Raw genomic sequence first — 13592 nt, forward strand, 5'->3', positions numbered from 1 at the left:
AATCCACGTGACTCTGCGGGTTTTTCTGCTATGTGAGCCCTGAATTCATTTTAGGGACTCATCATGGCTGACAATCCGATGCTGAAATTCGTGGGAACGGGCCAGGCCTATCCCGAGAAGCGTTCGGCGGATGATCGCGCGGACGATTTCATGGAAATCAGCCGCAGCTTCCTGCTGGAACGAGCGGAAGAACAGTCTGCGCGCTGTTCGCAGTGCGGCGTCCCCTATTGTTCAACGCATTGCCCGCTGCACAACCATATTCCCGACTGGCTGCGCCTGACGGCGGAGGGGCGGTTGCGCGAAGCCTATGAGCTGTCGAACCTGACCAGCACCATGCCGGAAATCTGCGGTCGCATCTGCCCGCAGGATCGCCTGTGCGAAGGCAATTGCGTCATCGAATTTTCCGGCCACGGAGCCGTCACCATCGGCAGCGTGGAAAAGTTCATCACCGACACCGCCTGGAAGGAAGGCTGGGTCGAGCCGCTGGTTCCCGGCAAGCCGATCGGTCAGTCGGTCGGCGTCATCGGCGCGGGTCCGGCGGGGTTGACCACCGCGGAATATCTGCGCGTCGCAGGCTATGAAGTGCATATCTATGACCGGCATGACCGCGCGGGCGGGCTGCTTACCTATGGCATCCCCGGCTTCAAGCTGGAAAAGGACGTGGTCATGCGTCGCGTCCAGCGCCTGAAGGATGGCGGCATCGTCTTCCATGAAGGGTTCGAGGTCGGGCGCGACGCTTCGCTCGAAGAGTTGCGGACCCGCCATGACGCGATCCTGATCGCGACCGGCGTGTACAAGCCGCGCGACATCAAGGCGCCCGGCGTCGGCGCTGCCGGTGTCGTCAAGGCGCTCGATTTCCTGACCGCGTCGAACAAGGCCGGATTTGGCGACGCAGTGCCCGAACATGATGACGGCACGCTGCACGCGAACGGCAAGAAGGTCGTCGTGATCGGCGGCGGCGACACGGCGATGGACTGCGTCCGCACCGCCATTCGCCAGGGCGCGACTTCGGTGAAGTGCCTCTATCGCCGCGACCGCGACAATATGCCCGGTTCGCAGCGCGAAGTGCAGAATGCGGAAGAAGAAGGCGTCGAGTTCGTCTGGCTCTCCGCCCCCATCGCGTTCGAAGGCACGGAACATGTGTCGGGCGTGAAGGTGACGAAGATGCGGCTGGGCCAGCCCGACGCGTCCGGCCGCCGCGCGCCTGAAGCCGATCCGGGCACCGAATATACGCTGGAAGCAGACATGGTCATCAAGGCGCTGGGCTATGACCCCGAAGAACTGCCCAGGATGTTCGGCGCGGAAGACCTGTCGGTCACGCGCTGGGGCACGCTGCGCGTCGATCACAAGACGATGATGACGTCGATGGACGGCGTGTTCGCCGCTGGCGACATCGTGCGCGGCGCGTCGCTGGTCGTGTGGGCGATCCGCGACGGACGCGACGTGACCGAGCATATGCACCGCTATCTGCGCGCGAAGGCGAAGGCGGCGGCGGGTCAGAAAGTCGCGGCCTAAAAACGACCCATTCAGCCCGTTCGGTTCGAGCTTGTCGAGAACGTGGCACAGCAAATCGAGACAGGCTCGAACCGACGGATTTGACGAGGAGGCATTCATGGCCAACACCCCCTATATGGCGAGCGCCGAAGAGCGCGCGCGCCTTGCCGCCGAGGGCATGTATCATCCCGAAATGGAAGGCGACGCCTGTGGCGTGGGCCTGGTCGCCGCGACGGATGGCCGCCCGAGCCGCCGTGTCGTCGCCAGCGCCATCGATGCGCTGAAGGCGGTATGGCACCGTGGCGCGGTCGATGCCGATGGCAAGACGGGCGACGGCGCGGGCATCCATGTCGACCTGCCGGTGCGTTTCTTTGACGACGCGATTGCCGATTCGGGCCACAAGCCCCTGCCCAACCGCCTTGCCGTCGGCATGATCTTCCTGCCGCGCACGGACCTGTCGGCGCAGGAGAATTGCCGCACCATCGTCGAAAGCGAGATCATCGACGCGGGCTACACCATCTATGGCTGGCGTCAGGTGCCCGTCGATGTCTCCGTCATCGGCGAGAAGGCGCAGCGCACCCGTCCCGAGATCGAACAGATCATGATCGCCGGGCCGATGCCCGAAGAACGCGACATCGCCGAGTTCGAAAAGGACCTGTACCTCATCCGCCGCCGGATCGAGAAGAAGGTCATCGCAGCGCAGATCCAGGATTTCTACATCTGTTCACTGAGCTGCCGGTCGATCATCTACAAGGGCCTGTTCCTCGCAGAGTCGCTGTCGGTCTTTTACCCCGATCTTCAGGACGATCGGTTCGAAAGCCGCGTGGCGATATTCCACCAGCGTTATTCGACCAACACCTTCCCGCAATGGTGGCTGGCCCAGCCGTTCCGTACGCTGGCGCATAATGGTGAGATCAACACGATCCGCGGCAATAAGAACTGGATGAAGAGCCACGAGATCAAGATGGCCAGCCTCGCGTTCGGCGAGCAGTCGGAAGATATCAAGCCCGTCATCCCCGCCGGTGCGTCCGACACCGCCGCGCTGGACGCCGTGTTCGAGGCCATCTGCCGCTCGGGCCGCGACGCGCCTACGGCAAAGCTGATGCTGGTGCCTGAGGCATGGCAGGCGGCGGCGAATGAAACGCCGCAGTCGCATGTCGACATGTACGAATATCTCGCGTCCGTGATGGAGCCGTGGGACGGCCCCGCCGCGCTGGCGATGACTGATGGCCGCTGGGTGGTTGCTGGCGTCGACCGTAACGCGCTGCGTCCGCTGCGCTACACGTTGACGGGCGACAATCTGCTGATCGTGGGTTCGGAAACCGGCATGGTCGTCGTGCCCGAAACCACCATCGTCAAGAAGGGCCGCATGGGCCCCGGCCAGATGATCGCCATCGATTTGCAGGAAGGCGAAATCTATGATGACCGCGCGATCAAGGATCAGATTGCGGGTGAGCGGCCCTATGCCGAACTGATCAAGGACTTCATGACGGTCGGCGACCTTCCGCAGGCGGATAGCGCCCTGCCCGCATGGGACAAGGCGGAACTGACGCGCCGTCAGGTCGCGGCGAACCTGACGCTGGAGGACATGGAACTGATCCTCGCCCCCATGGTCGAGGATGCCAAGGAAGCCATCGGATCGATGGGCGACGACACGCCGCTGGCCGTCATTTCCGACAAGCCGCGCACGGTCAGCCACTTCTTCCGCCAGAATTTCAGCCAGGTCACCAACCCGCCGATCGACAGCTTGCGCGAACGGCATGTGATGAGCCTGCGCACACGGTTTTCGAACCTGCACAACATCCTGGAACAGGATACGCAGAACAGCCATGTGCTGGTGCTGAGCTCTCCGGTGCTCATATCGTCCGAATGGGCGCGGCTGAAGGCGCATTTCGGCCCGGCAGTGGCCGAGATCGACTGCACATTCCCGGCAGAGGGCGGGCAGGAGCAATTGCGCGCGGCAATCGCCCGCATTCGCGAGGAAGCCGAGCAGGCCGTGCGCGAAGGGCGGACCGAAATCTTCCTGACCGACGAGCATGTCGATGCCGACCGGATCGCCATTGCAGGCGTGCTGGCGGCGGCGGCGGTGCATACGCATCTCGTCCGCAAGGGGCTGCGCAGCTATGCGTCGATCAACGTGCGCTGCGCCGAAGCGCTGGACACCCATTATTTCGCGGTGCTGATCGGCGTGGGCGCAACCACGGTCAACGCCTATCTCGCCGAAGCAAGCATCGCGGACCGCCATGCGCGCGGTCTGTTCGGCGATCTGTCGCTGGACGAGTGTTTCGAACGGTTCCGCATCGCCATCAACGAAGGCCTGCTGAAGATCATGTCCAAGATGGGCATTGCGGTCATCAGCAGCTATCGCGGCGGTTACAATTTCGAAGCCGTCGGCCTGTCCCGCGCACTCGTCAACGATCTCTTCCCCGGCATGCCCGCGAAGATTTCGGGCGAAGGCTATGCGTCACTCCACTACAGCGCGAAGCTGCGCCATGAGGCGGCTTATGACAGCGCGGCCGTGCGTTTGCCGATCGGCGGCTTTTATCGCCAGCGCAATGGCGGGGAAAGCCACGCCTATTCCGCGCAGCTGATGCACCTTCTCCAAACGGCGGTGGGCACGGACAGCTATTCGACCTATCTGCAATTCGCGCGCGGCGTGCGCGATTTGCCGCCGGTCTATCTGCGCGACCTGCTGGAGTTCAACTTCGCCCGCGAAGCGGTGCCGATCGACGAGGTCGAAGCCACGACCGAAATCCGCAAGCGTTTCGTGACGCCGGGCATGTCGCTGGGCGCGCTGTCGCCCGAAGCGCATGAGACGCTGGCGATTGCGATGAACCGCATCGGCGCGAAGGCCGTGTCGGGTGAGGGCGGCGAGGATGCTAACCGCTTCAAGCCGTATGAAAATGGCGACAATGCCAACAGCGTGATCAAGCAGATCGCGTCCGGCCGCTTTGGCGTTCATGCCGAATATCTGGGCAGCGCCGAGGAAATCGAGATCAAGGTCGCGCAGGGCGCAAAGCCCGGCGAAGGCGGCCAGCTGCCCGGTTTCAAGGTGACAGAGTTCATCGCCAAGCTGCGCCATTCGACGCCCGGCGTGACGCTGATCTCGCCGCCCCCGCACCATGACATCTATTCGATCGAGGATCTCGCGCAGCTCATCTACGACTGCAAGATGATCAACCCGCGTGCGCGCGTCTGCGTAAAGCTCGTCAGCCAGGCGGGCATCGGCACAGTCGCGGCGGGCGTGGCGAAGGCGCATGCCGACGTCATCCTGATCGCGGGCCATGTCGGCGGCACTGGCGCGTCGCCGCAGACGTCGATCAAATATGCCGGCACGCCATGGGAAATGGGCCTGTCCGAAGCCAATCAGGTGCTGACCCTCAACGGCCTGCGCCATCGGGTGAAGCTGCGCACCGATGGCGGCCTCAAGACCGGGCGCGACATCGTGATCGCCGCGATCCTGGGTGCGGAGGAATATGGCATCGGCACGCTGTCGCTGGTGGCCATGGGCTGCATCATGGTGCGCCAGTGCCACAGCAACACCTGCCCGGTCGGCGTCTGCGTGCAGGATGAAAAGCTGCGCCAGAAGTTCACCGGCACGCCGGAAAAGGTCATCAACCTGATGACCTTCATCGCCGAGGAAGTCCGCGAAATCCTGGCACGGCTGGGCTATCGCAGCCTGGACGAGGTGATCGGGCGCACCGAACTGCTCAAGCAGGTCAATCGCGGCGCGGAACATCTGGACGATCTCGACCTCAACCCCATCCTGGCCAAGGTCGATGCGCCCGACGATCAGCGCCGCTTCTCCTTGACCGAATGGCGCAACGAGGTGCCCGACAGCCTGGACGCGCAGATGATGCGCGACGCCAAGGCGGTGTTCGAACGTGGCGAGAAGATGCAGCTGACCTATACGGTGCGCAACACGCATCGCGCGGTCGGCACCCGGCTGTCCGCCGCCGTGACCGAACGGTTCGGCATGTCCACGCTGGCGGACGGGCATCTGACCGTGCGTCTGCGGGGCAGTGCTGGCCAGTCGCTGGGCGCGTTCCTGTGCAAGGGCATCACGCTGGAAGTCTTTGGCGATGCCAACGACTATGTGGGCAAGGGCCTGTCGGGCGGCACCATCGTCGTGCGTACGACCGTGTCATCGCCGCTGTCGAGCAAGGACAACACGATCATCGGCAACACCGTCCTGTACGGCGCAACGGCGGGCAAGCTGTTCGCGGCGGGTCAGGCCGGGGAGCGCTTCGCCGTCCGCAATTCGGGCGCGCAGGTGGTCGTGGAGGGCTGCGGCGCGAATGGCTGCGAATATATGACCGGCGGCACGGCAGTCATCCTGGGCAAGACTGGCGCCAACTTCGGCGCGGGCATGACCGGCGGCATGGCCTTCATCCTGGACGAGGATGGCAGCTTTGAACGGCGCGCGAACCCGGAAAGCATCGTCTGGCAGCGGCTGGAAAGCGCCCATTGGGAAGCCCAGCTCAGGGCCCTGATCGCCGAACATGCGGTGACGACCGACAGCAAGTGGTCGAACACCATCCTGGACGATTGGGATCGCTGGCGCCGTTACTTCTGGCAGGTCTGCCCGAAGGAAATGATCAACCGCCTGGCCCACCCGCTAAGCGATGCGGCTGCGGAAGTCGTTGCGGCGGAATAAGATGTCAGGATGGGAGCGGGGCAGATGGCTCGCTCCCATTTTGCCATGGGGTTGACGAGACCGCTTTCCGATAGCCGCTCCCTACAGCGTCAGTAAGGCCCGCCGTTGAGCGGCGCTGCATGTTCGGCAAGGCTGTGCTGAACCATCTGCACCGGCACGTGCACCTCGCCAGCTGCGAAGCGTTCGATATTGGGCGGCAACTGCCGAACGGGCGTGGGCCGCGCTTCCTCGGCCACAACCGGCGCGACTTCGCTTATTGCATAATCCTGCGCCATATAGTCGCGCACGACAGGATCGTCATAACCGCTCCACCCACCGCCCGTCATCGCCGCCATCTGCCGATCCGCCAGCGTGGGGCCACAGCCTTTGCATGTGATTTCGACGGGACCGTTCAAAGCGGCCGGTTCAGGTTCCTCCACCACATTCTCCTGATAGTCGGAATAGGACGTGGCGGCGTCGGTAAACGCGACACGGGGCGGAGTCGTCGCGTACAGGCCAAGCCCCAGCCCGCCTGCCAGGGCGGCCCCTGCACTTGCCATGCTGAACAACCAGAAACGGGGAGACATGCGACCTGCTCCTTCTTTCACGCGCCCTGTTGATTTTCGTCCTCGGCAAAAGAAACGCGCATGAAGATCGGTTGTTGCATGGGTCCGAACCCTTTGCTAAGGGCCGGCTCCTACCAAGGCACCGGCCCCGCCGGTTCCCGGAAATGTGCGGTCGTGGCGGAATTGGTAGACGCGCAACGTTGAGGTCGTTGTGGGCGAAAGCCCGTGGAAGTTCGAGTCTTCTCGACCGCACCAAATCCTTTGAAAATAAGGATAATCTCGGGGGTCTGGCACGCTGCCAACCCTCAACTATGCTGTGAGCGGTGCAAGAATCCCCCGTCAGGCGGAAGCAACACTCACGCGGACATCCATATCGATAAAATCTTCGGCCGCACCGATAAAGCCGCCCGCGACCGGCATGATCTGCTTGTTGCACCGGCCGGCCGCCACGGCGATGAGGTTGGCCGAACCAACGCGCCGGTGCGTCGGATCAAACGCGATCCAGCCCGCCGAAGGAAGATAGACCTCCGCCCAAGCATGGGTCGATCCCGGATCGGACGCGGGCTGATCGGGATCATATAGATAGCCCGACACCGCGCGGGCGCCAAAGCCCAGATGACGAACCGCATCGATGAACAGGGCCGCCATGTCCCTGCATGAGCCGCTCCCAAGGGACAGGGTTTCCAGTGGCGCCTGCGTTCCGGCCTCGTCCCGAACCCGGTAGGCGATAGCATCCCCTATCCCTGTGTTGACGTCCTTGAGCAGAGACAGGGTGTCGGTGCCCGTCCCGTACACAAAGCCCTGGACCCATTGATCGAATTTCCCGCCGTCGTCGGGATAGTGGGTTTTCATGTGCGCGCCGAGATCGGCGATTTCTTCGTCCGAATATCGGAATGGATAGGAATGAGCGACCGGGGCGATCCGGAATACTGGCCAGGCCGGCGCATGTTGCTCGACCAGGATATCGGTGGAAATGCAAAGCTGGCTCGTACGCTCCGAAAAGTGGGCGGAGGCGACCAGATTGCCGAAAACGTCCTGCGTCCATTCCACCTCTGCATGCGGGGCGATACGAACCGAGTTCGACAAAATCCGCAGATCATGGGAATTGCGCGGCATGAGCATGAGCCGATGCGTTTCCAGTTCAACCGGGTTCCGGTAGCGATAAGTCGTGTCATGACGGATGCGAAGTTTCATGACCGCCTAACGCACCATCACGGCGGGCGGGGGCAATGTTGGTCGTATCGCATGATAATCGGCTGCGCGGTGGCCCGGCGGTTTAAACCCCCACAGTCAAATCTTGCCCAGTTCATTGCGCAGGAACAGCCGCTCGACACTCTCGCGCCGGGGCAGGCCCGCGCCTGCCATGGGGCCTGCCCTGCCCTGCCGTCGCGCCGCGCGTCTCGCTGAAAGATAACAGGGGTCCAGCAACGACAGCAGCGTCAGAAATGGCGCCATTCCCGGCCATCTCAGCTGGATCAGCCGCCGTCGATATTGCAGCCGTGGCCGGACGCCGCGCGTCATCGTTCGGGGCACGGTCATGCCCAGCAATCTGGATGCCGTCAGCAGTTGGGTGCGCATCGCGTTGCGCGCATAGGCCGATGCGAACAGGCGGTTGAGTTCCGCCCAGTCCGCTTCCCCAAAGCCGGCGGCGAACGATTTGATGTCGACAAGATGGCGCAGGTCGATCCGGCCCCGCAGATAATCACGGCCCTTGAGCTGGTCATGGAGCAGCAGGATCGCGGTGCAAGCGACCGGAGACGGCAGCAAGACCCTGCTGCCGGGCAGTGCCACTTCGGTCGCGCTCTCCGCCAGGTCATCGAAAAGATAGAATAGCGTGCTGACGCTGCCATATTCGCAATGAAGGTCGATCGTCGCCGCATCCTGCGGTCGCGACAGGACTGCCGGAACGCCCGGCTGAACGACTGGCGCTTCAAGGCGATAGCCTATGCTGCACAACTGGTCGATCACATCGCCGAAGCGGTCGGCCGCGACCATCAGGTCGATGTCGGCCAGCATCCGCGCCGATCGATCCTGCGGCGGCGCATGGGCGAGCCATGCCGTGCCCTTCAACAATAACGGACGAACGTCATGGGCGTTCATGACGCCCGCCGCCTCATCGAGCTGGCTCAGCAGGCGCTCGTTACGCTCGGCATTGCGCCTTTCCATCTCGGTGAGGAATATGCGGACGTCGGCGGGCAGTTCGGCCAGCCGCCCGGCATTGTTCAACCGGGCAGAGACAGTGGGGCTGCACAGCGACTTGTTGGCCAGTCCGATGATGGCCGACCAATCAGCGGCAGCAGGCAAGTCTCCGCGCAGGCAGGCGAGCAGGCCATGAAGAGGATCAAGCCGGGCCACAAAATGTACCCAGCAACGCCGCCGCCTCGTCCAGATCGTCATAATGCAGTTCGCAGCTTCGCGCCGCGCTGACGGCGCCCATCAACGCGTCCAGCGCCGAGCGATCCGCCTCGCCGCTGGCCGACGCCGCTTCGGACAGAAGATGCCTGATAATCGCCATCGGTTGCTGGGCCGTCAGTTGCGCGCGCGCGCCCTTCCTCCGCCGCAGCTTGACGATCCAGCCGACCGGCAGCGGCCTCTGGTCCACGGGGGTCGACAAGCCAAGGTAGCGCACCCGCCGACCGTCGGGACGCCAATGGATCATGGGTTGAAGACGCCCCGGATAGCGCGATGCCATCATCGGCCACGCGCCCGACTTCACCGTGGGCAGGAAGGGCAGGCCCTGGACCCGGCCGTCGCGGTCCAGCATGGCGATGTCGTCGCCATGATAGACGAAATCGCCTTTCAGCAGCCAGGATGTCAGCGTCGTCTTGCCCGCGCCCGGATGGCCCGTCAGCAGCAGCATTTGGCCGTTGCGGCTCACGCAGCCCGCATGAAGCGCCAGGCTCCAGCGCCTGTCCTGGATGACGTCCTGGATGATCTGCGCCTTGACGATCGTTCCGGCCTGGTTGAGTTGCAGCACGGACGCATGGCCTGCATCGCGGCTGAACAGGCACAGGCCGTGGGTGGACCAGAGATGATAGACATTATCGACCGGCTCATGCGGCCGCTCCGCTTGCAGATGCGTGAAAAGCGGGGCGACATGATCGACCAACGCCTGATCATGGTAGCGCAGCGCGACGCTCCGCCCACCGATTGACACGGACTGGAGCAGGATAGGATCGGAGGCAGGCGGCCGGTCGGTGGCATGCACCAGTCCCGATTGGGACCAGTCCGCCAATACAGCCTGGAGCATCGCCGAGGCGGGGGTGAAACCGCGCTCGACAACCTCCTGCGCAAGCTGGGGCAGGCTGACGCCATCTTCCAGGCGGCATCCGATATAGCCGGCGATCTGGTTCAACTCGAAAAGGGCATGACGGGACCGGGAGATGATCACCGGCTGATCGTCGATGAACGTCATCGAGGTGCCAGGCGTCAGACGCAACATCGGACAAGCCCCGTTACGAGAGCCGCGCACGCTTCCGCTTCGCCGTTGAAGCCCAGCTTAGTTCACCCGCCCTTGTTGCCGGGACTGCCGGGGCCAGTGCCGGGTCCGTCATTGATCGGGGGGTTGCCGGGAGGCTGCGGGTCCAGCCCGTTGCCTACCCCGTTATTGCCCTTGGGCCCGCCGCCACCGCCGCCGGCCGACGCCGCGATCGCTGCGGAGGACAGGGACGTGGACAGCATGATCGTCATCGCGGGCGGAACAGTCGCAGCGAAACGGCCGCAGCTTTTCAGGAAGCGACGCCGGTCTTCGACCGCGGACAGAATGGCAGGTTCCTCAGACAAGGGTAGCCTCCTCTTTTCAGGGTTGGCTCAAGCTACCACCGACTCCGCTACCAGCGCATTGCTATGGGGGAGTATATCACAAGGTATAAGAGGGAAACGGGCCAGCATCAGCGTCACCGCCGCGCCGGCCCGTCGCCTTGTCAGCGGTCAATCATGCTCACGGTCGCCAGCGCCCATGTAAAGTTCGCTGCCCGTCTGGCGGAAGATTTCGCTCATCTGCGCCATCCCCTTTTCCGCATCCTCCGCCGCGATGAAGCTGTCGGCTGGCTGGTTCTGCTTGGCGGCAAAATCGCGCACTTCCTGCGTGATCTTCATCGAGCAGAATTTGGGCCCGCACATGGAGCAGAAATGCGCCGACTTCGCCCCTTCCGCAGGCAGCGTCTGGTCGTGATATTTCTCCGCCGTGTCGGGATCGAGCGACAGGTTGAACTGGTCGCGCCAACGGAATTCGAAGCGCGCGCGGCTCAATGCATCGTCGCGAACCTTCGCCGCCGGATGCCCCTTGGCAAGGTCGGCGGCATGGGCGGCGAGCTTGTAGGTGACGACGCCGACCTTCACATCGTCGCGATCGGGCAGGCCCAGATGCTCCTTGGGCGTGACGTAGCAAAGCATCGCCGTGCCGTACCAGCCGATCATCGCCGCGCCGATCCCGCTGGTGATATGGTCATAGCCCGGCGCGATGTCGGTGGTGAGCGGCCCAAGCGTATAGAAGGGCGCCTCGCCGCAGGCCTCAAGCTGCTTGTCCATATTCTGCTTGATCTTGTGCATGGGCACATGGCCCGGCCCTTCGATCATCACCTGCACATCCTGTTCCCAGGCGCGCTTGGTCAGTTCGCCCAGCGTGTAGAGTTCGGCGAACTGCGCTTCGTCATTGGCGTCCGCGATCGATCCGGGACGCAGGCCGTCGCCCAGAGAATAGGCGATGTCATAGGCCTTCATGATCTCGGTAATCTCGTCGAAATGTTCGTAGAGGAACGATTCCTTATGATGGGCGAGGCACCATTTCGCCATGATCGACCCGCCGCGCGAGACGATGCCGGTGACGCGTTTGGCGGTCATCGGAATATAGGGCAGGCGCACGCCCGCATGGATGGTGAAATAATCGACGCCCTGTTCGGCCTGTTCGATCAGCGTGTCGCGGAAAATGTCCCAGGTCAGTTCCTCGGCGATGCCGCCGACCTTTTCCAGCGCCTGATAGATGGGCACGGTGCCGATCGGGACCGGCGAGTTGCGCATGATCCATTCGCGGGTGTCATGGATGTTGCGGCCCGTCGACAGGTCCATCACCGTGTCCGCGCCCCAGCGGATCGACCAGACCAGCTTGTCCACTTCGCTCGCCACATCGGAGGCGACGGCGCTGTTGCCGATATTGGCGTTGATCTTCACCAGGAAATTGCGGCCGATCGCCATCGGCTCGGATTCGGGGTGGTTGATGTTGGACGGGATGATGGCGCGGCCACGGGCGACCTCGTCACGGACGAATTCCGGCGTCACATAATCGGGGATCGACGCCCCCCAGTCCTGCCCATCGCGGACATATTCGGCGAGGCGGGCGCGGCCGAGATTCTCGCGCTCGGCGACATATTCCATCTCGGGCGTGATGATGCCGCGGCGGGCGTAGTGCATCTGGGACACGTTCATGCCCGGCTTGGCGCGCAGGGGACGCTGGACGGTATGAGGAAAGGGCTGGACGCCGCCGCTGCGATCCGGGCCTTTGAGGCCGTTATCCTCAGGCTTCGTCGCCCGTGCGTCATATTCCTCCACATCGCCCCGGCCTATGATCCAGTCGCGACGCAGCGTGGGCAGCCCGGCCATGATGTCGATGCGGGCGTCTGGATCGGTATAGGGGCCGGACGTGTCATAAACGCGGACCGGCGCTTCGCCGCTGCCCGGTTCCAGGTCGATCTCGCGCATGGCGACCTTCAACGGACCGACATGGATCTTGCGCGATCCGCGAATGGGACCAGTGGTGACGCGCATTTCGGTGCGGGCTGGCCGCTGGTTTCCATCGGAAGCCAGTTCAATCTTCGAATCAACGTCGGCCATGGGTGTTCCTTTCAGGCAATGACGGTCGCGCGGCCCGTAAGACCGGCGAGAAACAGGAGGATGCCGAGCAGGATCGAAACGATCGCCCATGCACGGGTGAATGACAGCGACCAGTGGCCGATCCTGATGAGCGGACCGGGAACCGCCAACAGCAGCGCGCCCTTGGCCAGCGCGACATAACCGATCAACGTCACGACGATGGCAAGCGGGTCGGTCCAGATATCGTGGACAAGCACCAACGCCGCGCCGACCGCAAACAGCGGGAAGGCCAGCGCCATCACGATTCCCGGCGATCGCTCCAGATCGTCCATCATGGCGCGCCAGCGCTGCGGCGCGGCAAGGCCGCCCACGCCCACCACGATCATGTAAAGGCCGATTGCTTCGGCGAGACGCAGGGTAAGGACGGAAATCGTTTCCATCGGCAGTTCCGTCCTCCTCTTCATCGCACGTGGCGCGGGATAGTCGGACTGCCTCTGACAAGCCGTCCCTCCCTACGCCGGTTTTAGCCGGATCAGGTTCAGCGGGTCGCAGCCACATCAGCCGCCTCTCAACCGCCTGTGCGCGGTCCCCCGGGGATGCCACTCGATAGCCCAAATGCGAAGGCCGCGCCACCCCGTTGTGGCGCTGGACAGGCAAGGCGCTTTTCCGCTTTATGGCGGCGATGAAGCATCATGACCTGTCCACGAAAGAGGGGCGCAAGGCGCATCGCCACGAAATGCGCATGGTCGCGGTACGTCCCCGCCGCTGGGGGCTGTGGCTGTTGACGGCAGGATTCCTGCTGCTGCTGACGCCATCGGCGCTGGATGTGCACAGCCTGTTTGGATTGTGGCCTCCGATGCTGGGCGCGCTGTGCATCATGGTTGGCGCGCCGCTGCTGGTCGCGAGCGTGGTGCTGAAGCGCCGCTACCTCCAACAACGGATGGCCGGACAGCAGTTGGTAGACCGCATCAGGGGCTAACACGATCCGGTCCCGCCGGTTCAGCACCGGTCGCGCGCCGTCATGCGATATGCTATTTTCCCCGCCGCGAACGGCCCGTCATGGAGTCGGGCGTCTGACGAGAGGAGCG

General features: G+C 63.6%; 10 protein-coding genes, 1 tRNA gene and 1 riboswitch. Of the genes, 4 read left to right on the forward strand and 7 right to left on the reverse strand.

The window, feature by feature from the left end; genetic code table 11:
• The first annotated feature begins 63 nt into the window (after positions 1-63).
• Positions 64-1515, forward strand: a complete 1452-nt coding sequence (locus tag B6S01_RS07715) for an NAD(P)-dependent oxidoreductase (RefSeq protein ID WP_037465298.1) — start codon at positions 64-66, stop codon at positions 1513-1515.
• Between the two features lie 97 nt (positions 1516-1612).
• Complete coding sequence (gene gltB, locus B6S01_RS07720; protein ID WP_037465301.1) at positions 1613-6151, forward strand: glutamate synthase large subunit; 4539 nt, start codon at positions 1613-1615, stop codon at positions 6149-6151.
• 89 nt (positions 6152-6240) lie between these two features.
• Here gltB and B6S01_RS07725 read toward each other — a convergent pair whose 3' ends face one another.
• Entirely contained in the window at positions 6241-6717 is a 477-nt protein-coding gene (locus tag B6S01_RS07725) for a hypothetical protein (protein ID WP_081570341.1), read from the reverse strand.
• Between the two features lie 147 nt (positions 6718-6864).
• On the opposite strand from B6S01_RS07725, the gene B6S01_RS07730 reads away from it, so the two are divergent.
• Positions 6865-6951, forward strand: a tRNA-Leu gene (locus tag B6S01_RS07730).
• 84 nt (positions 6952-7035) lie between these two features.
• On the opposite strand, the gene B6S01_RS07735 is transcribed toward B6S01_RS07730, so the two are convergent.
• The 6 genes from B6S01_RS07735 to B6S01_RS07760 all read right to left on the reverse strand — a co-directional run bounded on the left by B6S01_RS07735 (position 7036) and on the right by B6S01_RS07760 (position 12944).
• The gene (locus tag B6S01_RS07735; RefSeq protein ID WP_037465304.1) at positions 7036-7890 is read right to left on the reverse strand and encodes a transglutaminase family protein; all 855 of its coding nucleotides are present in this window, start codon (positions 7888-7890) and stop codon (positions 7036-7038) included.
• Positions 7891-7986: 96 nt separating this feature from the next.
• A complete protein-coding gene (locus B6S01_RS07740; protein WP_051908231.1) occupies positions 7987-9051 on the reverse strand; it encodes a nucleotidyltransferase family protein in 1065 nt (354 codons plus the stop codon).
• Positions 9038-10138 (reverse strand): phosphoenolpyruvate carboxykinase (ATP), encoded by a 1101-nt coding sequence (locus B6S01_RS07745; protein WP_037465307.1) that lies wholly within the window; start codon positions 10136-10138, stop codon positions 9038-9040. The genes B6S01_RS07740 and B6S01_RS07745 overlap by 14 nt, the downstream gene beginning before the upstream one ends.
• A 62-nt stretch (positions 10139-10200) precedes the next feature.
• Complete coding sequence (locus B6S01_RS07750) at positions 10201-10479, reverse strand: hypothetical protein (protein ID WP_051908232.1); 279 nt, start codon at positions 10477-10479, stop codon at positions 10201-10203.
• 147 nt (positions 10480-10626) lie between these two features.
• Entirely contained in the window at positions 10627-12525 is a 1899-nt protein-coding gene (gene thiC / locus B6S01_RS07755) for a phosphomethylpyrimidine synthase ThiC (RefSeq protein ID WP_269319809.1), read from the reverse strand.
• Positions 12526-12536: 11 nt separating this feature from the next.
• On the reverse strand, positions 12537-12944 hold the full coding sequence (locus B6S01_RS07760) for a DUF2065 family protein (protein ID WP_037465439.1): 408 nt from the start codon (positions 12942-12944) through the stop codon (positions 12537-12539).
• Positions 12945-12996: 52 nt separating this feature from the next.
• A riboswitch (TPP riboswitch) is annotated at positions 12997-13107 on the reverse strand.
• Positions 13108-13186: 79 nt separating this feature from the next.
• Between B6S01_RS07760 and B6S01_RS07765 the strand changes: the two genes are divergently transcribed.
• Complete coding sequence (locus tag B6S01_RS07765; protein ID WP_037465442.1) at positions 13187-13483, forward strand: hypothetical protein; 297 nt, start codon at positions 13187-13189, stop codon at positions 13481-13483.
• Positions 13484-13592: the final 109 nt, after the last annotated feature.

Source organism: Sphingobium herbicidovorans (genome assembly GCF_002080435.1).
Lineage (GTDB): Bacteria > Pseudomonadota > Alphaproteobacteria > Sphingomonadales > Sphingomonadaceae > Sphingobium > Sphingobium herbicidovorans.